Here is a 19,791-nt window from a genome sequence, read left to right as displayed (position 1 = left end):
CTGAAATCTGAATCCGCCTCTAAATCAAGGAATAGAGCATGATGTCATCCGAAAACCGCTTCACACTTTTCGGCATCATGCTCTAGGGCCTCGATTTCAGTGTTGAAGAAGCTTCGCCGGGACCTGAAATTTCGCTATGGCAGGCAACTGCGCCAGGTGAATTACTGGCTCGTTGCGCGGGCCGCGATGATCATCATGTCGCTGCTGCGCCTGCTGCCGGTCGACAGCGCGCTCAATTTTGCCGACCGCGTCGCTCGCCTCATCGGCCCAAGGGTCGGACGCCACCAAGTCGCCATCGACAATCTGCGCAAGGCCTATCCGGAAAAGAGCGATGGCGAAATCCAGGCCATCGCCTCAGACATGTGGGGCAACATGGCCCGGCTCGCCGCCGAATACATTTTTCTCGACGCCCTGTTCGACTATGACCCCGCCGCCGGCAAGCCCGGCCGCGTCGAGGTCAAGGGAACGGAGCATTTCGTCGAGATCGCGGCCGAGAAGCAGCCGCACATCGTCTTCACCGGCCATCTCGGCAATTTCGAACTGCTGCCGGTGGCGGCCGCGACCTTCGGCATGAACATCACGGCGCTGTTTCGCCCGCCCAACAACCCCTACCTCGCCGACTACATCCTTTCGACGAGGCGCTCGAGCATGGGAGGCTTGCTGCCGTCGATGGCCGGCGCCTCGTTCGCCCTGGCCGGCGTATTGGAGAATGGCGGCAATATCGGCGTTCTCGTCGACCAGAAATTCTCCAACGGCCTGGACACGACCTTCTTCGGCCGTCCCTGCCAGAGCAACCGCGTGCTCGGCACCCTAGCGCGTCACTATGACTGCGACGTCTACCCGGCGCGCTGCGTCAGGTTGCCGGGCAACCGCTTCCGGCTCGAGATCGAGGACAAGCTGGTCCTGCCGCGCACCGTCGACGGCAACGTCGACGTCCACGCCACCACCCAGATGCTGAACGACGTCGTCGAGCGCTGGGTGCGCGAGGATCCCGGCCAGTGGATGTGGTTCCACAAAAGGTGGGAGATCAGCAACTGGCGGCGCAAGAAGCGCCCGGCACCGGCCCCCGTCGCAAACACTTGACCAGCCGCCGGCCGGAACGTGCGTTCCTCCGCCAGCGACAAAGCCAATATCAGTGAGCCGCCTGTCGCCTAGTTGGTGACGACGATGCGCGTATTGCCGAAGCCAACTTCGCGCACCATCGCATAGAAGGCCGCGGCATTTGCCGTATGCAGCCGCACGCAGCCATGCGAAGCCGGGCGGCCGAGTTGCCTGACGGCGCCGGTTCCATGGATGGCATAGCCGCCACGGAAGAACACCGAATACGGCATCGGCGACATGTCGTATTTGCGCGAATACCACATCCGCGCGGTCCGCTGCGGCCGGTACGTTCCGCGCGGCGTGAAATAGCCCGGACGGGCTGTGGACACGGCCCAACGGTAAACCGCCGAACCATATCGAACCGTCATCGTCTGCGACGACACGTCGATATTCGCCACCAATGTGGCTGCCTCACTCGCGACCGATGCACCAAACAGCGCGGTTGCCAGCACCGCTGCCTTGAAGAACGACGTTCTCATGCGACCAAACCCCTTTGATTGCCCTACCTGCCTGCCCTCACGATGTTTTTCATCTTTTTAATGGCAGGTGAACGGGATAACACACACACCTTGATCAATTCGCCAATTCAAAGCAGCGAATTTGAACGATTTCCCGCGATAGTTGCCGCAACGACACGTCGCACGCCCTTGGTTGCCAGCGGGCTTGCAATAAAGCGCTGATCGTTGCTCAACTCTCCCGATGACCGAACGACTCCTTCACGCAATCGACGCCAGGCGAGACGATGTCGTCGCGCTGACCGCCGACCTCATCCGTTTTCCCACCATCAACCCACCCGGCGAAGCCTACCGGCCATGCGCCGAGTACATTGGGGCGCGGCTAAGGAAACGCGGTTTCGAAACCGAGTTCATCCGCGCCGAAGGCACGCTTGGCGACACTGACCGCTATCCGCGCGTCAATGTCGTTGCCCGTTTCGACGGCCGCTCCCCCGGCGCCTGCGTCCACTTCAACTCGCATATCGACGTGGTCGAGGCCGGCGAAGGCTGGAGCGTGGATCCCTTTGCCGGCGTTGTCAGGGACGGCAAGGTCTATGGCCGCGGCGCCTGCGACATGAAGGGCGGCCTGGCCGCCTCCATCATCGCTGTCGAGGCCTTCTTGGAAGTCTTCCCCGACTTTCCCGGCGCCATCGAGATCTCGGGCACCGTGGACGAGGAATCCGGCGGCTTCGGCGGCGTCGCCCATCTGGCCGGGCTTGGCTATTTCTCGAAACCCAGGGTCGATCACGTCATCATCCCCGAGCCTCTCAACAAAGACCGCATCTGCCTTGGCCATCGCGGCGTCTGGTGGGCGGAGATCGAGACCAAGGGTGAGATCGCGCACGGCTCGATGCCGTTTCTCGGCGACAATGCCGTACGCCACATGGGCGCCGTCCTCAGGGCCTTCGAGGACGACCTGTTCCCCGCACTCGACCGCAAGATGACGCGCATGCCGGTGGTGCCGGAGGGCGCCAGGCGCTCGACCATGAACATCAATTCCATCCATGGCGGGCAGACCGAGGATTTCCGCCCCGGCCTGCCCTCGCCCAACGTGCCCGATTCCTGCCGGCTGACCATCGACCGCCGCTTCCTGCTCGAGGAGGAGCTCGCCACAGTCAAAAGTGAAGTGACGGGCATTCTCGACCGGCTGAAGCGGGAGCGCAAAAAATTCGACTACGAGATCCGCGATCTGATGGAAGTACTGCCGCTGATGACCGAGCGCGACGCGCCGGTGGTCAAGGCCGTGGCGCAAGGCATTCATGCGATCTTCGACCGCGAGCCCGACTATGTCATCTCGCCCGGCACCTACGACCAGAAGCACATAGCCCGCATCGGCCACATCTACGACTGCATCGCCTATGGCCCGGGCATTCTCGACCTCGCCCACCGGCCGGACGAGTGGGTCGGCATATCCGACATGGTGGAATCGGCCAAGGTGATGGCGATCGGGCTCAACGTGCTGCTGCGTGGCACGGCCACGGGATAACCTTGCATCGCGACAAGCTTGGACCTGCCGACAGGACCGGCACGGCAAAAACATTCCCGGCCATCCTGCCTGGCAGCACGAAACGCAATTTACTCCCGCGCGAAATCACGCTTCTATCGCCCGGTTTGAGCACATGTCCTGAACGCATGGGGAGTTGCACGATGAGATTGTGGAAAACCATTCTGGCCGCCGCGGTTCTTGCACTGGCCGCTGGAACCTCCGCCTTCGCGGCCCGGACCGACCTGGTCATCGGCATTCCGCTCGAACCGCCGCATCTCGATCCGACCGCGGGTGCCGCGGCGGCGATCAAGGAGGTGCTCTACGCCAATGTCTTCGAGGGCCTGACCCGGATTGGCCCCAATGGCGAAGTGTTGCCGGATCTGGCCGAGAGCTGGACCATTTCCGATGACGGCAAGGTCTATACCTTCAAGCTGCACACCGGCGTCAAATTCCACGACGGCGCCAATTTCAGCGCCGACGACGTGAAATTCTCGCTCGACCGCGCCCGCGCCGACAATTCGGTCAATGCGCAGAAGGGCCTGTTCGCGGCCATCGACAAGGTGGACGTCATCGATCCGGCAACGGTCAAGGTCACGCTGAAGAACCCGCAAGGGTCCTTCCTCTACAATATGGGCTGGGGCGACGCGGTGATGGTGTCGCCAAAGTCAGCCGACACCAACAAGGAAAACCCGGTTGGCACCGGTCCGTTCAAGTTCCAGAACTGGGCCAAGGGATCGTCGATCACGCTGGTGAAATCAGACCATTACTGGGGTGCTCCAGCGTTCCTCGACAAGGTCGAGTTCCGCATCGTGCCGGATGCCGCGGCCAATGTGCCGGCCCTTTTGTCCGGCGACATCCAGGCCTTCCCCTTCTTCGACCCCGACAGTCTGGCGCAGGTCAAGGACGATCCGCGTTTCAAGGTGGTGATCGGTTCGACCGAAGGCGAAACCATCCTGTCGATCAACAACAAGAAGCCGCCTTTCGACAAGCTGCAGGTCAGGCAGGCGATCTCCTACGCGCTCGACCGCAAGGCGATCATCGACGGCGCCTCGGCCGGGCTTGGCCTGCCGATCGGCTCACACATGTCGCCGGCCAACAAGGACTATGTCGACCTCACCGGCCTCTATCCGCACAATGTCGACAAGGCCAAGGAACTGCTGAAGGAGGCCGGACTGGAGAACGGCTTCAAGGCGACGCTGAAACTGCCCCCGCCAGGCTATGCCAGGCTCGGCGGCGAGATCATCGCCTCGGAACTCCGCGACGTCGGCATCAACCTCGAGATCATCCCGGTCGAGTGGGCACAGTGGCTGGACCAGGTGTTCACCAAGAAAGACTACGACCTGACCATCGTCTCGCACACCGAGCCGAACGATATCGATATCTATTCGCGCAAGGACTACTACTTCAACTACGACAATCCGACCTTCGACAAGGTGATCGCCGACCTCAACCTCACCTCCGACGAGGCCAAGCGGAAGGAATTGCTGGGCGAGGCACAGAAGATCCTTGCCGACGACGCGGTGGTCGGCTTCCTCTACGAATTGCCCAAGGTCGGCGTCTGGGACGCCAAATTGCAGGGACTGTGGGAAAACGCGCCGATCCAGGCCAATGACCTGACCAAGGTGAAGTGGAGCGAGTGAGGCTCGTGGTGCGCGCGCGGCTTCCTCGCCTCCCATGACCGCCTACCTCCTCAAGCGCGTTGCCATCGCCTTCGCGACGCTGGTGCTTGCCTCGATGGTGGTGTTCGCCGTGCTGGAAATCCTTCCCGGCGATCCGGCGCGGCTGATGCTGGGCATGAATGCCAGCGCCGACCAGGTCGAGCTCTTGCGCACCCAGATGGGCCTCAACGCGCCGCTCGTGCTGCGCTATCTGCACTGGGCCGGCGGCCTGCTCAGCCTCGATTTCGGCCGCTCCTATACCTATTCGGTACCAGTCATCGATCTCGTGCGTGAACGGCTTGCCGTCTCGCTGCCGCTGGCGCTGATCGCGCTTGCTCTTTCCACGATCATCGCCATTCCGGTCGGGCTTTATTCCGCCAGCCGTCGCGGACGGGCCGGCGACACGGTGGCGATGGGCGTGGCGCAACTCGGCGTCGCCGTACCCAATTTCTGGTTCGCGCTGATGCTGATCTATGTCTTCGCCGTCTGGCTGCGTCTGGTCCCGGCCGGTGGTTTTCCCGGCTGGGGCGCCGGCGCCTGGGCGGCGCTGAAATCGCTGCTGTTGCCGGCGGTTGCGCTTGCCTTGCCGCAAGCCGCTATCCTGGCGCGTGTCACCCGTTCGGCTCTGATCGAGGTGCTGAACGAGGACTATATCCGCACCGCCCGCGCCAAGGGCCTGCCCTATCGGGCCGTGCTGTGGCGGCACGCGCTGCGCAACGCCATGATCCCGGTGCTGACTATCCTGGGCCTGCAATTCGCGTTCCTGCTTGCCGGTACCATCATCATCGAGAATGTCTTCTATCTGCCCGGTCTCGGCCGGCTGGTGTTCCAGGCGATCACCCAGCGCGACCTGATCGTCGTTGAAAGCGTCGTCATGCTGCTGGTCGCGGCCGTCATCGCCGTCAACCTCCTCGTCGACCTCTCCTATGCGGTCGTCGATCCCCGCTTGAGAAGCCGGTCATGACGCTGCATGTCGACATCCCCGATGAGACGTTGGCAGGCATCCTGGCCAAGGCATTCAGGAACACGGCTTTCGTGACCGGCTTCGTCATCACATTGCTGATCCTGGCGATGGCGATCCTGTCCTACGTCTGGACACCTTACGATGTGACCAGGCTTGTTATAGCCGACAAGACGCAAGGCCCCTCTCTGGCGCACTGGTTCGGCACTGACCATTTCGGCCGCGATATCCTGTCGATGGTCATGGTCGGCGCCCGCAACTCGATCGCCGTGGCGCTGGTCGCGGTCGGCATCGGCATGGGCGTCGGCGTGCCGCTCGGCGCCTTCGCCGCGGCGCGCGGCGGCCTCGTCGACGAGGCACTGATGCGCGTCAATGATCTCGTCTTCGCTTTCCCCGCGCTGCTGTCGGCCATCATGATCACCGCCATCTTCGGGCCTGGCGCAGTCAACGCCATTATCGCCATCGGCATCTTCAACATCCCGGTCTTTGCCCGCGTCGCCCGCGCCGGCGCGCTTGCGATCTGGCCGCGCGAATTCATCCTGGCCGCGCGCGCCGCCGGCAAGAGCAGTACGCAGATATCGATCGAACATGTGCTGCCCAACATCGCCACGCTGCTCCTTGTGCAAGGCACGATCCAGTTCGCGCTGGGCATCCTGGCCGAGGCCGGGCTTTCCTATCTCGGCCTCGGCGCGCAGCCGCCGATGCCGAGCTGGGGCCGCATGCTGTTCGACGCGCAGACGCGCATGGTGGTGGCGCCGTGGATGGCGATTTTCCCGGGTATGGCTATCGTCATCACCGTGCTTGCCCTGAACCTCCTGGGCGACGGCATCGCCGACATTCTCGACCCGAAATCGCGGCGGCAGCGATGAGCCTGCTTGAAATCGACAATCTGTCGCTGACCATCGGCGACACGCAAATCCTGAAGAGCATTGAACTCTCCGTCGCGCCCGGCGAGGTCATGGGACTAGTCGGCGAATCCGGCTCCGGCAAGTCGATGACCGCGCTCACGGTGATGCGGCTCCTGCCACACGCTGCCCGCGCCACCGGGCGCGTCACATTCGACGGCATCGATATCCTGACGGCAACCGAGGACCAGATGTGCGCCTTGCGCGGCGACGACATCGGCATGGTGTTCCAGGAACCGATGACGGCGCTCAATCCGGTCAAGACGATCGGCGAACAGGTCGCCGAAGGCATACGCTGGCACACGAAGGCTACACGTGCGGAAGCTGAGGATCGGGCGCGAAAAATGCTCGACCGCGTCGGGCTGCCCGAAGCGAAATTCCCGCTGTCGCGCTATCCGCACGAACTGTCCGGCGGCCAGCGCCAGCGCGTCGTCATCGCCATCGCCTGCGCGCTGAAACCCAAGCTCTTGATCGCCGACGAGCCGACGACGGCGCTCGACGTAGTACTGCAGGCGCAGATTCTCGACCTTCTGCGCGACCTCGTCGCGGAGAGCCGCATGGGCCTGCTGCTGATCTCGCACGACCTTGCCGTCGTCACCGAGATGGCCGATCGCACCACCATCCTGCGGCATGGCGAGGTGATGGAGGCCGGCGACACGGCGCGCACGCTGTCCGAACAGCTCCACCCCTATACGCGCCAACTGGCGCAGGCCTCGATGCACGTCCCGGCGCGCGCCAGGCCCCATCCCGTCGGCACGGACCAACCCTTGCTTCAAGTCGAAGGCATCACCCGTGACTATCGCGGCCGCCGCACCTCGCTGTTCAGGCGCGCGCCTGACATCCGTGCCGTCGACGACGTCTCGCTGTCGATCGCGCCCGGCGAGTCGGTGGCTTTGGTCGGCCGATCCGGCTGCGGCAAGTCCACCCTTGCCCGCATGATCCTGGCGCTGGACCGGCCGAGTTCAGGCGCCATCCGCTTTCGCGGCGAAGCCATCACCGGCAAGAGCGAAGCCGAGTTGAAGCCTGCCAGGCGCGACATGCAGGTTGTCTTCCAGGATCCCTACGGCTCCTTCGACCCGCGCCAGAAGGTCGAAAAACTGGTCGCCGAGCCGCTGCATGTGCTGGAGAAAAAGCCGACGCGCGCCGAGCGCCGCGAGATGGTGGCGCATGCGCTGCACGAGGTCGGCCTCGGCCAGCGCGACATGGACAAATACCCGCACGAATTCTCGGGCGGCCAGCGCCAGCGCCTGTCGATCGCCCGCGCCATCATCACCCGCCCCAAACTGGTGGTCGCCGACGAGCCGGTCTCGGCCCTCGACGTCTCGATCCGTGCCCAAATCCTCGACCTGTTCGCCGGGCTCAACCAGAAGCTCGGCATCGCCTATCTCTTCATCACCCACGACCTGACCGTCGCACGCGCTATTACGGACGAGGTGCTGGTCATGCATGACGGCAAGATCGTCGAGCGCGGCAAGACGAACGAGGTGCTGGACCGCCCGCAATCCGAAGCCGCGCAAGCGCTTGTTGCCGCTGCCCCGGATTTGCATCGAGCGATCGCGCGACGGATGCAGGAACAGGGGTGAGCGGCCGTTCCCCTTAGTCTTGCGGCTTCACCACGTCGACCGGGCTGATGTCGAGCAAATCGAGCGTGCGGCGCAGCAGGCGCACCTCGCTCTCGGCCAGTTGCGAATCCGCCTTGGCGATCTCCGCCATGTGCTGCGCCAGTTGCCTGCGCCGCTCGACGTCGAGGTCGCGAAACAGCGCGATCGCCTGCGAGCCGTTGGTCTCGTAGCCGAACTCGTTGAGATATTCGATGACGGCGTCGATGCTGGTCTCCGGAATGTCGAAGGCATCCTTGCAGATGCGCCGGAAGGCAATCATCTCGCTCTCGCTCACGGTGCCGTCGGCCAGGATCATGCGGAACAGCATCAGCAGTTCCGCCGACAGGACGGGATCGTCCGCCACCTTGCGCACGCCCGGGTCGCCGTCGAAGATGGAGCGTATCTGGTCCAGCAATGCGAACGCCATGGGCGGCCCTTTCCGATTCCTCATGCATAGAGTTAGCGCGGAATCGGCCTTGCGCAAACAGGGCCCCCGTGGTCGAACGCCGGATATCCAGCCAGCTAAATGTCTCCCGGCGCCAGATGATCGACCTCACCACCCAAACCATCGCCATGCTCGCCTTCGCCGGCTTTGCGGCGGGCTTTGTCGATTCGATTGCCGGCGGTGGCGGACTGATCACCATTCCCGCACTGCTGTTGGCCGGTTTCTCGCCCGTCGAAGCGCTTGGAACCAACAAGCTGCAAGGCATGTTCGGCTCCGGCTCGGCGACGATCCACTATGCCTCGAAGGGCCATGTCGACCTGCGCCGGCAATTGCCATCGGCGCTGCTGGCGCTTGCCGGAAGCGCCATCGGCGCCTTGCTGGCCACGATCGTGCCTGGCGACCTCTTGCGCGCGGCCCTGCCGCTGGTGCTGATCGCCATTGCGCTCTATTTCGCGCTCAAGCCCAACATGAACGATGTCGACCGCGCCGAGCGCCTGTCGCCCTTCCTGTTTGGGCTGACCCTGGTGCCGGCAATCGGCTTCTATGACGGCCTGTTCGGTCCGGGTGCCGGTTCCTTCTATATGCTCGCCTTCGTCGCCCTTGCCGGCTACGGCGTGCTCAAGGCGACGGCGCATACCAAGCTGCTCAACTTCGCCTCCAACATCGGCGGCTTCATCGTCTTTGCCGCCGTCGGCGTCATCTCGTGGAAGATCGGCCTGGTGATGGGCGTTGCCCAGTTTCTCGGCGCCCGCCTCGGCGCCAGCCTTGCCATGCGCATCGGCGCGAGGTTGATCAAGCCTCTGCTGGTCATCGTCTGCGTGGCCCTGGCGGTGAAGCTGCTTGCCGATCCAGCCAACCCGCTGCGTGTGATGATTGGTGTGTGATCACGCGCCTGTTACAATGACATTGTTCGAATCATGTTGGAGGGACCAGACATGAATCTCAGCGCGCCTACCCAGATTGTTTTCATCATTTCTCTCGTTATCGCCATCATCGGCATTCTCGCCGCCCTTGGCGTTCTCGCGTTCATCCCGCTCGCATCGGTGTGGATCGTGCTCATCGCCTATATCGTGCTTGCAGCAGGCTGCCTGATGCGCGGCGCCTGACAAGGTTCCCCCGACAAGTGGGGACCGAGAGCGCCCGGCCAAAGCCGGGCGTTTTTTGGTTCTGCCCAGGCTATGACCGATCGCGATTAGCCGCGAATTCATCCGCCGCGACCCTGAAGGCAATGTCTGGTCGTTTGACACCTACTGGCCGTGGAAGGTGTGAATGCCTGAGCTGGTTTCGACGGGCGAATATCTGCTGGCTGCGGCATTCGGAACTGGCCGAAGCCTCCCCAACTTCGTCATCCCAGGGCGAAGCAGGAGCGAAGCTCCGTCGCGGAGACCCTGGGATCCATTCCGTGATCTTGGTCGAAGAGTGCAGTGGAGCAAAATTCTGCATCGGTGCGGAGCGTTGAAATCGCGGCATGGATCCTAGGGTCCGCGCTGCGTCGCTACGCTCCTTGCTCCGCCCTGGGATGACGAAGCGATGGATGTTCCTGGCCAATGACCTGCGCCGCGAATTACCTAGCCAGTCCGAAAATCGCGTCGCAGTCGAGATGGGTTTCCAACTCGGCGGCGGCCTCGTCCAGCGCCCGCTCGACCTCGGCGCGATAATCTATGCCACCGCCCCTGACACCCAGGCTTTCGAGGAATTTGCCGCGAAAGCCGTCGGCGCCGAACAGGCCGTGCATGTAAGTGCCGATCACCTTGCCATCGGCCGAGATCGCACCATCCTCGGCGCCATTGATGATCGCCGACGGCCGCACGGTGTCCGGACCCGTCGTGCGACCGAGATGGATCTCGTAGCCCTCGAGAGGCAGGTCGAACGGCACCGAGCGTGCACTGACATTGCGTACCGTCTTTTCCGGTTCCATCACCGTCTCGACATCGAGCAGGCCGAGCCCCTCGGCCTCGGTGACGCTGCCTTCGATGCCGTCGGGGTCGCGCACCACGCGGCCGAGCATTTGGTAGCCGCCGCAAATGCCGACGACATGGCCGCCGCGCTTGCGGTGTACCGCCAAATCGCGGTCCCAGCCATTCTCACGGAATTTCAGGAGATCGCCGATCGTCGACTTGGAGCCGGGAATGACCACCAGCCCGGCATCGGCCGGTAGCGGCTTGCCGGGCGGCACGAACACCACCTCGACCTGCGGTTCGGCCTTGAGCGGGTCGAGATCGTCGAAATTGGCGATGCGGCCAAGCATCGGCACAGCCACTTTCAGCGCGCGCGCCCCGCCGGACGCCAGCCGCTCCAGCACCACCGAATCTTCCGACGGCAGCCGTGCCGCAGCCTTCAGCCACGGCACGACGCCGAAACAGCGCCATCCGGTGAATTTGTCGATCGCCTTGATGCCGTCATCGAACAGCGAGACGTCTCCCCGGAATTTGTTGACGAGATAGCCGACGATCATGCGCCGGTCCTCTTCCGGCAGGATCAGATGCGTGCCGGCAATGGAGGCGATGACGCCGCCACGGTCGATGTCGCCGACGAGCACCACCGGCACATCGGCGCGCGTGGCGAAGCCCATATTGGCGATATCGCGGCTTCTGAGATTGATTTCCGCCGGAGAGCCGGCGCCCTCGACTATGACGAGGTCGGCGCCCTCGCCGACCTTGCCCCAGGACTCCAGCACGGCGTCCATCAAGCGGCCCTTCAACGCCTGGTAGTCGCGTGCCCGGGCCTCGCCGAACACCTTGCCCTGGACGATGACCTGCGCGCCGACATCGGTCTGCGGCTTGAGCAGCACCGGGTTCATGTGAACCGATGGCGGCACCCCGCAAGCGATCGCCTGCAGCCATTGCGCACGGCCGATCTCGCCGCCGCCATGGTGGTTGTCGCCCGGAATGTCGGCGACGGCCGCGTTGTTCGACATGTTCTGCGGCTTGAAGGGCCGCACCTTCAGGCCACGCTTTTTCGCGGCGCGGCAAAGGCCCGCGACCAGCACCGTCTTGCCGACATCCGAACCCGTGCCTTGCAGCATGATTGCCCTGGCCATCAGTTCCTGCCCTGCGTCGCGGTTCCGGTGATCGTGGATTTCTGCGCCAATGGCCCGCCGCGCCAGATGTAGAGCGCCAGCAGTGGCTCCTTGCCCGTGCGCATGGCGTGGTTGACGTTGGAGGCATGGTGAACGACCACGCCGGCCTCCCGCTTGCGAAAACCGCCCTCGCCCATGCGCCACTCGGTGCCGCCAGTCAGCGGGATATAAATCTCCTCGGCGACGTGATGATGGTCGGGGTAGACGATCCCGGGTCCGAGAATCAGCAGCCCGGCGGCAACCTCTTCATTGACGAAGTGCCCGCGCGTGCCGAACATTTCCAGCCAACCGTAATTGTCGATGAAGGCCTTCCCGAAATCACCCTCGCTATAGGTCTGCCCCCAATGCAATTTGCAGCACTGCTCGGCCAGCAATCGCACCAGCGGCTTGGCATCTGGCGGTGCCAGCTCGGCGGCGCGGTCGAGATGGCGCAGACAGGCGAGCGGATGCGGCTCCAGCGCGCGTGCCGGCATGTCCCAGCCGATACGCACCACGGCGTCGCCCACCAGGGCGTCATCGACGGAAGCGAGATAGGCGTGGAACCCTCGAAGCAGCTCATCGAATTTTGTCGTCACATCTTGCTCCGGGCATGCATTGGTGCACAGCCGCTCCGCGATAGGTCGGGTTGCGCGGCGGCATCATTGGTCTAGATTGGTGCGCGCGCAAAGCCAAAAACGACAGGCCAGCGGGCTAGCTGGCCAGCCTACAGGGAGCACGCCATGGACGCCGCGGTCGATGCGAGCACCAGCCAGTTCGAACTCAACGAGGAACAGCGCGCCATCCAGGAGATGGCGCAGGCCTTTGCCGCCGATCGCGTTGCGCCCAATGCACTCGATTGGGACCGCGGGAAACATTTCCCCACCGACGTGATCCGTGAAACCGGCCCGCTCGGCCTCGGCGGCATCTATATCAGGGACGATGTGGGCGGCTCCGCGCTCGGCCGGCTCGACGCCGTGCTGATCTTCGAGGCGCTGTCGCACGCCGATCCGGCCTTTTCGTCCTTCATCTCGATCCACAACATGGTGGCCTCGATGATAGACCGCTTCGGCAATGACGAGCAGCGCCAGCGCTTCCTGCCGAAGCTCACCTCGATGGAATGGCTGGCGAGCTATTGCCTGACCGAGCCGGGTTCCGGTTCGGATGCGGCGGCGCTGAAGACGCGCGGGGTCAAAAGCGGCGGCGACTATGTCCTCAACGGCACCAAGCAGTTCATCTCCGGGGCCGGTGACAGCGATGTCTACGCCGTCATGGTGCGCACCGGCGCCGACGGCCCGAAGGGCATCTCAACCCTCATCGTGCCGAAAGACGCACCCGGCCTCTCCTTCGGCGCCAACGAGCACAAGATGGGTTGGCACATGCAGTCGACCCGCCAGGTCATCTTCGAGGATTGCAAGGTGCCGGCGGAGAACCTTTTGTCGGGCGAAGGCGCCGGTTTCGGCATTGCCATGGCCGGCCTCGACGGCGGCAGGCTGAACATCGCCGCCTGTTCGCTGGGCGGCGCGCAATCGGCGCTCGACAAGGCGCTGGCCTACACGGCCGAACGCAAGGCCTTCGGCTCGAAGATCAACCAGTTCCAGGCGCTGCAGTTCAGGCTGGCCGACATGGAGACCGAATTGCAGGCCGCGCGCATCTTCCTCTATGCCGCCGCCTCGAAGCTCGACCGCAAGGTGCCGGACGCCGGCAAATGGTCTGCCATGGCAAAGCGCTTCGTCACCGATACCGGCTTCGACGTCGCCAACAATGCGCTGCAACTGCTCGGCGGCTACGGCTATCTGCACGACTACGGCATCGAGAAACTGGTGCGCGACCTGCGCGTTCACCAGATCCTCGAAGGCACCAACGAGATCATGCGCGTCATCATCGCGCGGGCGCTGATCGGCCGCTGACAGCCAGCAAATTCCGGGAGAGAGACAATGACGACAATCGCCTTCATCGGCCTTGGCAACATGGGTAATCCAATGGCCGCCAATTTGGTCAAGGCTGGCCATGGGGTGAGCGGTTTCGACCTCGTGCCCGAGAACCTCGCCACCGCTAAGGACCATGGCATCACTGTCATGACCAACGCCGCCGCGACAGTGAAGGACGCCGATGTCGTTGTCACCATGCTGCCGGCAGGCAAGCACGTGCTGTCGGTCTATGAGGATATCGCCCCCAAGGCGAAGAAAAATGCCCTCTTCATCGATTCCTCGACGATCGACGTGGAATCGGCTCGCAAGGCGCATGCCATCGCCGCCAAACACGGCCTGCTGTCGGTCGATGCGCCGGTCTCCGGTGGCACCGGCGGTGCCACTGCCGGGACGCTGACCTTCATGGCCGGCGGTTCCGGCGATGCCTTCGCCGCCGCCGAGCCGATCCTGAAGCCGATGGCCGGGCGCATCGTCCATTGCGGCGGCGACGGCGCCGGACAGGCGGCCAAGATCTGCAACAACATGATCCTCGGGATTTCAATGATCGGCGTCGCCGAGGCCTTCGTGCTGGCGGAAAAACTCGGCCTGTCGCATCAGGCGCTGTTCGACGTCGCCTCGACCTCGTCGGGCCAGTGCTGGTCGCTGACCACCTATTGCCCGGTTCCGGGCCCGGTGCCCACTTCGCCCGCCAACAGGGATTACAAGCCGGGATTTGCCGCCGCTCTCATGCTGAAAGACCTGAAATTGTCCCAGGAAGCAGCCCTTGGCGCGGGCGCGGTGACGCCGCTCGGCGCCGAGGCGGCGCAGCTCTACGCCCTGTTCAACGCCCAGGGCCATGGCGGCGCCGATTTCTCCGGCATAATTAATTTTCTGCGCGGCAACCCGGCCTAAATAGGGGATTCGATAGACGTTTTCCGGGTCTTTGCGGAGAAAGACCCGCAAATTTAGATTTGCTTAAGCTCTCGATAACTCCGCGGTAACGATGTCGCTGTAGAACGGATTGCGAGGCGGACATATCGCATCCGCCCGGCGCTCCGGATCAGGTCTCGCGTACCGGAGCCCGTAAGTTTCGCAAGTGTTTTCGTAGCGAAACGCCATGCGTATCTGGCAAAGCCGCGTTCCCGATGGGGCGCGGTTTTTGCATTTCCGGCCCCTTTTATTGTCCACGATCCGTTTAGATCCCGATCGCCGCACCCGGGATCGGCACGTGATCTTCATTGGTCAGCACGATCGGCGCATCAACGCCGTCGACGCGGAGCACCAGCAGGCGCGTGCTCCAGGCGCCGGCAGTACGCACCAGATGGGAATAAACGGTGCCCTTGCCCTTGGCGCCGTGCACGGGAATGCTGAACTGGGCATCGCCCGCGCCGTTCGCATTGACGTTGAGACTGCCGCCGACCCAGAAATTATCGGTCACATCATCGCCGATGGCGGCCTTCACGCGGCTATCGGCGCGCACTGCGTCCATCGTCATATGGTAGGCGTCGCTGCCTTTGAGCACGAAGGGGATGCTGCCGACCACCGTCGCGCAGCCGCCGATACTAACCACCCAGACGGCAAGGCCGGCAATCGCCCAGTTGCGCTGCGTCTTGCGGAACTGCTCGGCGTCGCGCCAGGCCCGGTTCCGCCACGCCCAGCGGCTGCCACGCGCGCCGAGCACGAAGATCATGATGAGGTTGACGACGGGGATCAGCGCCAGCAGCGCGATGAAGGTGCTGTTGCCGATACCCCAGATCCAGTTGAGGAAGAAGGCGCCCCAGTTCCAGCGATCGAGTTCGGCTGGAATTTCAGCCGGCTGGTTGAGCGGTTGTCCGGCCATGTTGTTCCCCATCGGCGTGTAATGCCGATTGGTTCTAGCGCAAGACTTCGACGATGCGCAAAAAGTTCCGAGGCTTCTTCTTCAACCCTTTGTGGAAAGGCGGCGAAAATTTGCCCTCACCGCGCGGCCAGCCGGCTTCAGCGCGGCGCTGATCGACCGTTCGGCCGCGACGCCGTTGAACAGCGACGGCGTTCGACCCGAGAGAACCTCAGGCCAGAAACGTGATGCCGATTGCAGGAAAGACATTTGCGCCGCAAGCGCGCCCTCGGCCATGGCGACGGTCTTCTCGCGGACCGCCATTGCCGTCTCCGCACTCCAAGGCTCGCCGCTTCGCGCCTCCATGGCCATCAGCGGCAGGCGCATCATCACCACCAGCGGCGCCAGCATCAGGTCCGCGCCAAGGCTGGCCGCCTCTTGCACGCGTCGGCTTTTGCCGGTCTTTCTCATGTGGGCAATTCCCTGTCGCGGCCGGATCGGCCGCCCTTACACTACGCGCCGAAGGCGAAATTCGTTCCCGCTCATTACGCATATTTCCTCGATTGGGCGTTTCTTGGTAGAAACGCCCAATCGAGGATTGCTCCTATCGCTTGCGCAGGTCGGCCTGCGCCAGGTCGAGCGCCTTGCCGATGCGCTCGCAAGCCATGTCGATCGTGTCGCGGGTCCAGATCAGCGGCGGCGACAGGATCATCGTGTCACCGGTGGCGCGCAGCATCATCCCGTTGGCGATGGCGTGGTCGCGCACGACAACCGCGGCACTTCCCGACGGCAGGAAGCGCTCCTTCGTCGCCTTGTCCTTGACGATCTCGATCGCGCCCATCAGCCCGATCGAGCGCACCTCGCCGACCAGATCATGCCCGGCGATACGCTCCTGCAAGGCCTTGGCGAAGTAAGGTCCAGTATCGTTCCTGACGCGGTCGACCAGGCCTTCCCTCTCCATGATTTCCAGGTTCTTCAACGCCACGGCGCAAGCCACGGGGTGCCCCGAATAGGTGTAGCCATGGTTGAACTCGCCGCCCTTCTCGACCAGCGTCGCGGCAATGCGATCGCCAACCAGCAGCGCCGACAGCGGCTGGTAACCCGAGGTAAGCGCCTTGGCGGTGGTGATGGTGTCCGCCTCGATACCGAAGGTCTGGGCCGCGAACCACTCGCCAGTGCGGCCATAGCCGGTGATGACCTCGTCCAGCATCAACAGCACATCGTATTTGCGGCAGATGCGCTGCACTTCGGGCCAGTAGCTTGCCGGCGGTATCTTGACGCCGCCCGCGCCCATCACCGGCTCGCCGATGAACGCCGCGACCTTGTCGGCGCCAGCCTCGATGATGGCATCCTCGACGGACTTTGCCGCGCGCAGGCCGAAATCATGGTCACTTTCGCCCGGCAGCGCCAGCTCATAGGCATAGGGCATCATCACATGGACGATGTTGGGCACCGCGCCGTTGAGCTGCTTGTGCATGGCATCCATGCCGCCGAGCGAGGTGCCGGCGATGGTCGAGCCGTGATAGGCCATCTTGCGCGAGATGACGCGGTTCTTCTCCGGCTTGCCTTCCAGCACCCAGTAGTGGCGCACGAGCCGCAAGGCGGTGTCGTTGGCCTCCGAACCGGACGAGCCGTAAAACACCTGGTTGACGTTTTTCGGCGCGATCTCGGCCAGCTTCCTCGACAACAGCACCGGCGTCGGCGTCGAGCATTTGAAGAAGGAATTGTAGTAAGGCAGTTCCTTCATCTGGGCATAGGCGGCCTCGGCCAGTTCGTCACGGCCGTAGCCGATATTGACGCACCACAGGCCGGCCATGCCGTCCAGCAGTTCCGTCCCTTCGGAATCGTAGATGAACGGGCCCTTGGCATGGGTTATGACACGCGAACCGGCCTCGCGCAGTTCCTTATGGTCGGTGAACGGATGAAGGTGATGCGCGGCGTCGATCTGCTGAAGCTGCTTCAGCGAATAATTCTGATAGGTCATGTCTGATCTTTCCTCTGAAATCATTCCGGCGGTGCCGGGGCGAATTCGTCAGAGGACGGCAGGTGGCGAATAACCGATGCGGGCGCATAGCCGCAAAAGCTCGGCGCGCAGCGTGCGCGATGACGGTGTCACCGCGACCCGAAACGCACGAGCTGATAGTCTAGCGAGAGCCATGAAGGTACCTTAGAGCAAAGGGCGGTCGAGGTGAACCACCCTTTGCTCAAGTGACCTCATGAATTGAGGTCAGGCTTCGCCACTCAGAGCGCGCTGCAGAAACACATACTTCATCGCCGTTTGCGCCGCCTGTGGCCGGCGGTCGCCGCGCCCACCATGGCCGCCTTCAGTCTCCTCGAAGAACAGCGTCTTTGCATGGCCAGCCTCCTGCAGGCGGGCCGCCATCTTGCGCGCATGGCCGGGGTGGACCCGGTCGTCGGCGGTCGAGGTGGTCAAGAGCACCGGCGGATAGGCGGCATCCGCCTTGACATGTTGATAGGGCGAATAGGCCGAAAGCCATTTGGCGTCTTCCGGCTTTGACGGATCGCCATATTCGGCCATCCACGAAGCGCCCGGCGGCAATTCGGCGTAGCGCAGCATGTCGAGCAGCGGCACCTCAATGATGACGGCGCCGAAAAGCTCGGGATGCTGTGTCAGGGAAGCGCCGGTCAGCAGGCCGCCATTGGAGCCGCCCTGGATGCCGAGCGATTGAGCCGTCGCAATACCGCGCCTGACGACATCCTCGGCCACCGCGGCAAAGTCGTCGAAGCCGTTCTGGCGCTTGCCTTTCAGCGCCGCCTGGTGCCAGCCAGGCCCGAATTCACCGCCGCCGCGAATACAGGCCTGCACATAGGCATTGCCTTTCTCCAGCCACAGCTTGCCGCGCACGCCGGCATAGCCGGGCAACAGCGGCACTTCGAAGCCGCCGTAGCCGTAGAGCAGCGTCGGTACCGGCCCGTTCTGGTCCCGCCGCCTGACGACGAAGTAAGGGATCATCGTGCCGTCCTTCGAGCGCGCCTCGAACTGTTCCGAGATCAGCGGCGAGGCATCGAAGCGGGCCGGCTGCGACTTCACCGTGGCAAGCGTCTGACCATCGTCATCCGACCAGATGATCGAGCTTGGGGTGAGGAAATCGGTGAAGGAAAAGGACACGCTCGAGCCGAAATGCTCGGCATGGCTGATGCCGACAGTGCCGTTTTCGGGCAACGCCACAGGCTGCAGCGACCAGGCGCCATCCTTGCGCTCGCAGAAGAGAACCTTGCCGCGCACATTGTCCATCAGGTTGATGAACAGGCGGTCCTGCGTTCTGGCGAGCCCCGCGATCGACACGCGATGTGCCGGCGCGAGCAAAGTTTCGATGGCTCCAAAACTCCCAGTTTCGATCCAATGCGCGAAATCGAGCGAGTAAAGTCCATCCGGCTGGCACGCGGTGCCATCGGGCGCGGTCCATGGGGTGCGCACACCGAACACCAGCTGGTCCCTGAAGAGCGCGGTGTCGGTGACGTCGTCGGGCAGTGGGATGCGGCGGTTCTCGCCCGAAGGGAGGCGCAGGAAACTGTGCGATGCGAAGAAGTTGAGTGTCCGCGCCAGAAACAGATGGCGCTTCTCGCCGTCGAACTCGACGCCGGCGCCAACCGCGAGATCCTCGGTCTTTCCCTCGAAGATCGGCGTTGCCTCTTCCAGCCTGGTGCCACGCTTCCACAGCTTGACCACGCGCGGATATCCGGACTCTGTCTTATCGGCCTCCTCGAACGCGGCCGAGACGATGACCGTGTCCTCATCCAGCCAGCCGAAGCCCGATTTCGAGGCGGGCGCCTGAAAACCGCGTTCGACGAAGGACTTGGCCGCGATGTCGAACTCGCGCATCGCGCTGGCATCACCGCCATCGGGCGACATCGAGACCAGGCAGCGGTTGAAATCGGGGTAGAGCCTGACAGCGCCGCCGAACACCCACTTAATGCCCTCCTTCGCCGCCAGTTGGTCGAAGTCGATGATCGTTTCCCAGTCGGGCTTGTCGGTCTTGTAGGAAGCGACCGTCGTGCGCCGCCACAGGCCGAGCGCGTTGGTCTTGTCCTGCCAGAAATTGTAGACATGCCCCGCGATTGCCGCGCCGACCGCGATATTGTCCTCGGCCGTCATCAGATCGAGTGCTGTCTGGAACGACGTCTGATAGGACGGATCGCCCTGCAATTGCTCCACCGTGACCTCGTTTTGGCGATGCACCCAGTCGAGCGATTCCTTGCTTGTCCTGTCTTCCAGCCACAGGAAAGGATCACCGGCCTTTTCAGAGGGCTGGGCTTTGGTCGTCGAAGGGGTCATGCAGGGCTCCGGAGGATTGGGGCGGCTGTGCCTACATCGCGTTGGCGGCGCTGAGATTCAAG

Annotated in this window: 18 protein-coding genes; 10 read left to right on the top strand and 8 right to left on the bottom strand. The window is 63.5% G+C overall.

The genetic code is table 11. From position 1 onward, the window contains the following. Positions 1-99: 99 nt before the first annotated feature. The gene (locus LB569_RS23110; RefSeq protein ID WP_224694229.1) at positions 100-1,083 is read left to right on the top strand and encodes a lipid A biosynthesis lauroyl acyltransferase; all 984 of its coding nucleotides are present in this window, start codon (positions 100-102) and stop codon (positions 1,081-1,083) included. A 68-nt stretch (positions 1,084-1,151) separates the two neighbouring features. Here the strand turns inward: LB569_RS23110 and LB569_RS23105 are convergent, their stop codons facing one another. Further along, the gene (locus LB569_RS23105) at positions 1,152-1,580 is read right to left on the bottom strand and encodes a L,D-transpeptidase (protein WP_140701677.1); all 429 of its coding nucleotides are present in this window, start codon (positions 1,578-1,580) and stop codon (positions 1,152-1,154) included. Positions 1,581-1,800: 220 nt separating this feature from the next. Between LB569_RS23105 and LB569_RS23100 the strand changes: the two genes are divergently transcribed. The 5 genes from LB569_RS23100 (at position 1,801) to LB569_RS23080 (ending at position 8,188) form a co-directional block, all read left to right on the top strand. Next, entirely contained in the window at positions 1,801-3,081 is a 1,281-nt protein-coding gene (locus tag LB569_RS23100) for an acetylornithine deacetylase/succinyl-diaminopimelate desuccinylase family protein (RefSeq protein ID WP_224694228.1), read from the top strand. 161 nt (positions 3,082-3,242) lie between these two features. Next, positions 3,243-4,721, top strand: coding sequence for an ABC transporter substrate-binding protein (locus LB569_RS23095; RefSeq protein ID WP_224694227.1), 1,479 nt, complete (start codon positions 3,243-3,245; stop codon positions 4,719-4,721). Positions 4,722-4,755: 34 nt separating this feature from the next. Next, on the top strand, positions 4,756-5,703 hold the full coding sequence (locus tag LB569_RS23090) for an ABC transporter permease (RefSeq protein WP_224694226.1): 948 nt from the start codon (positions 4,756-4,758) through the stop codon (positions 5,701-5,703). Then, positions 5,700-6,569 carry an ABC transporter permease gene (locus LB569_RS23085; RefSeq protein ID WP_224694225.1) on the top strand — a complete coding sequence of 290 codons (870 nt, stop codon included), beginning with the start codon at positions 5,700-5,702 and terminating at the stop codon, positions 6,567-6,569. The genes LB569_RS23090 and LB569_RS23085 overlap by 4 nt, the downstream gene beginning before the upstream one ends. After that, positions 6,566-8,188, top strand: a complete 1,623-nt coding sequence (locus LB569_RS23080; RefSeq protein WP_224694224.1) for an ABC transporter ATP-binding protein — start codon at positions 6,566-6,568, stop codon at positions 8,186-8,188. The genes LB569_RS23085 and LB569_RS23080 overlap by 4 nt, the downstream gene beginning before the upstream one ends. Before the next feature lie 13 nt (positions 8,189-8,201). On the opposite strand, the gene LB569_RS23075 is transcribed toward LB569_RS23080, so the two are convergent. After that, complete coding sequence (locus LB569_RS23075) at positions 8,202-8,633, bottom strand: TerB family tellurite resistance protein (RefSeq protein ID WP_224694223.1); 432 nt, start codon at positions 8,631-8,633, stop codon at positions 8,202-8,204. Between the two features lie 116 nt (positions 8,634-8,749). Here LB569_RS23075 and LB569_RS23070 point away from each other — a divergent pair, with 116 nt between their 5' ends. Next, positions 8,750-9,535, top strand: coding sequence for a TSUP family transporter (locus LB569_RS23070; RefSeq protein WP_224694222.1), 786 nt, complete (start codon positions 8,750-8,752; stop codon positions 9,533-9,535). A 51-nt stretch (positions 9,536-9,586) separates the two neighbouring features. After that, positions 9,587-9,757 carry a hypothetical protein gene (locus LB569_RS23065; RefSeq protein WP_080511798.1) on the top strand — a complete coding sequence of 57 codons (171 nt, stop codon included), beginning with the start codon at positions 9,587-9,589 and terminating at the stop codon, positions 9,755-9,757. 458 nt (positions 9,758-10,215) lie between these two features. Here LB569_RS23065 and LB569_RS23060 read toward each other — a convergent pair whose 3' ends face one another. Continuing rightward, positions 10,216-11,691, bottom strand: a complete 1,476-nt coding sequence (locus tag LB569_RS23060) for a cobyric acid synthase (protein WP_224694221.1) — start codon at positions 11,689-11,691, stop codon at positions 10,216-10,218. Next, the gene (locus LB569_RS23055; protein WP_224694220.1) at positions 11,691-12,305 is read right to left on the bottom strand and encodes a dimethylsulfonioproprionate lyase family protein; all 615 of its coding nucleotides are present in this window, start codon (positions 12,303-12,305) and stop codon (positions 11,691-11,693) included. The genes LB569_RS23060 and LB569_RS23055 overlap by 1 nt, the downstream gene beginning before the upstream one ends. A gap of 144 nt (positions 12,306-12,449) precedes the next feature. Here LB569_RS23055 and LB569_RS23050 point away from each other — a divergent pair, with 144 nt between their 5' ends. Both LB569_RS23050 and mmsB read left to right on the top strand, forming a co-directional pair. Continuing rightward, positions 12,450-13,616 carry an isobutyryl-CoA dehydrogenase gene (locus LB569_RS23050; protein ID WP_224694219.1) on the top strand — a complete coding sequence of 389 codons (1,167 nt, stop codon included), beginning with the start codon at positions 12,450-12,452 and terminating at the stop codon, positions 13,614-13,616. Between the two features lie 27 nt (positions 13,617-13,643). After that, positions 13,644-14,528 carry a 3-hydroxyisobutyrate dehydrogenase gene (mmsB, locus tag LB569_RS23045; protein ID WP_224694218.1) on the top strand — a complete coding sequence of 295 codons (885 nt, stop codon included), beginning with the start codon at positions 13,644-13,646 and terminating at the stop codon, positions 14,526-14,528. A gap of 283 nt (positions 14,529-14,811) precedes the next feature. Here the strand turns inward: mmsB and LB569_RS23040 are convergent, their stop codons facing one another. From LB569_RS23040 to LB569_RS23025, 4 genes are all read right to left on the bottom strand, one after another. After that, the gene (locus LB569_RS23040) at positions 14,812-15,456 is read right to left on the bottom strand and encodes a cytochrome c oxidase assembly factor Coa1 family protein (RefSeq protein ID WP_224535278.1); all 645 of its coding nucleotides are present in this window, start codon (positions 15,454-15,456) and stop codon (positions 14,812-14,814) included. An 81-nt stretch (positions 15,457-15,537) separates the two neighbouring features. Continuing rightward, on the bottom strand, positions 15,538-15,903 hold the full coding sequence (locus tag LB569_RS23035) for a hypothetical protein (protein WP_140701691.1): 366 nt from the start codon (positions 15,901-15,903) through the stop codon (positions 15,538-15,540). A 133-nt stretch (positions 15,904-16,036) separates the two neighbouring features. Then, positions 16,037-17,416: an aspartate aminotransferase family protein gene (locus LB569_RS23030; RefSeq protein WP_224694217.1), complete on the bottom strand. Its 1,380-nt coding sequence runs from the start codon at positions 17,414-17,416 to the stop codon at positions 16,037-16,039. Between the two features lie 243 nt (positions 17,417-17,659). Continuing rightward, entirely contained in the window at positions 17,660-19,729 is a 2,070-nt protein-coding gene (locus LB569_RS23025; protein WP_224694216.1) for a prolyl oligopeptidase family serine peptidase, read from the bottom strand. Positions 19,730-19,791 lie beyond the last annotated feature (62 nt).

Source organism: Mesorhizobium sp. BH1-1-4, assembly GCF_020165665.1.
Taxonomy (GTDB): Bacteria; Pseudomonadota; Alphaproteobacteria; order Rhizobiales; family Rhizobiaceae; genus Mesorhizobium.
The sequence above is the reverse complement of the archived record's forward strand: the minus strand, read 5'-3'. Positions and strand labels throughout refer to the sequence as shown.

What these genes read in the sequence shown, in the direction of transcription:
- LB569_RS23105 (WP_140701677.1), bottom strand. Translation starts at nt 1,580, where the DNA reads ATGAGAACGTCGTTCTTCAAGGCAGCGGTGCTGGCAACCGCGCTGTTT.
- LB569_RS23100 (WP_224694228.1), top strand. Translation starts at nt 1,801, where the DNA reads ATGACCGAACGACTCCTTCACGCAATCGACGCCAGGCGAGACGATGTC.
- LB569_RS23095 (WP_224694227.1), top strand. Translation starts at nt 3,243, where the DNA reads ATGAGATTGTGGAAAACCATTCTGGCCGCCGCGGTTCTTGCACTGGCC.
- LB569_RS23090 (WP_224694226.1), top strand. Translation starts at nt 4,756, where the DNA reads ATGACCGCCTACCTCCTCAAGCGCGTTGCCATCGCCTTCGCGACGCTG.
- LB569_RS23085 (WP_224694225.1), top strand. Translation starts at nt 5,700, where the DNA reads ATGACGCTGCATGTCGACATCCCCGATGAGACGTTGGCAGGCATCCTG.
- LB569_RS23080 (WP_224694224.1), top strand. Translation starts at nt 6,566, where the DNA reads ATGAGCCTGCTTGAAATCGACAATCTGTCGCTGACCATCGGCGACACG.
- LB569_RS23075 (WP_224694223.1), bottom strand. Translation starts at nt 8,633, where the DNA reads ATGGCGTTCGCATTGCTGGACCAGATACGCTCCATCTTCGACGGCGAC.
- LB569_RS23070 (WP_224694222.1), top strand. Translation starts at nt 8,750, where the DNA reads ATGATCGACCTCACCACCCAAACCATCGCCATGCTCGCCTTCGCCGGC.
- LB569_RS23065 (WP_080511798.1), top strand. Translation starts at nt 9,587, where the DNA reads ATGAATCTCAGCGCGCCTACCCAGATTGTTTTCATCATTTCTCTCGTT.
- LB569_RS23060 (WP_224694221.1), bottom strand. Translation starts at nt 11,691, where the DNA reads ATGGCCAGGGCAATCATGCTGCAAGGCACGGGTTCGGATGTCGGCAAG.
- LB569_RS23050 (WP_224694219.1), top strand. Translation starts at nt 12,450, where the DNA reads ATGGACGCCGCGGTCGATGCGAGCACCAGCCAGTTCGAACTCAACGAG.
- mmsB (WP_224694218.1), top strand. Translation starts at nt 13,644, where the DNA reads ATGACGACAATCGCCTTCATCGGCCTTGGCAACATGGGTAATCCAATG.
- LB569_RS23040 (WP_224535278.1), bottom strand. Translation starts at nt 15,456, where the DNA reads ATGGCCGGACAACCGCTCAACCAGCCGGCTGAAATTCCAGCCGAACTC.
- LB569_RS23035 (WP_140701691.1), bottom strand. Translation starts at nt 15,903, where the DNA reads ATGAGAAAGACCGGCAAAAGCCGACGCGTGCAAGAGGCGGCCAGCCTT.
- LB569_RS23030 (WP_224694217.1), bottom strand. Translation starts at nt 17,416, where the DNA reads ATGACCTATCAGAATTATTCGCTGAAGCAGCTTCAGCAGATCGACGCC.
- LB569_RS23025 (WP_224694216.1), bottom strand. Translation starts at nt 19,729, where the DNA reads ATGACCCCTTCGACGACCAAAGCCCAGCCCTCTGAAAAGGCCGGTGAT.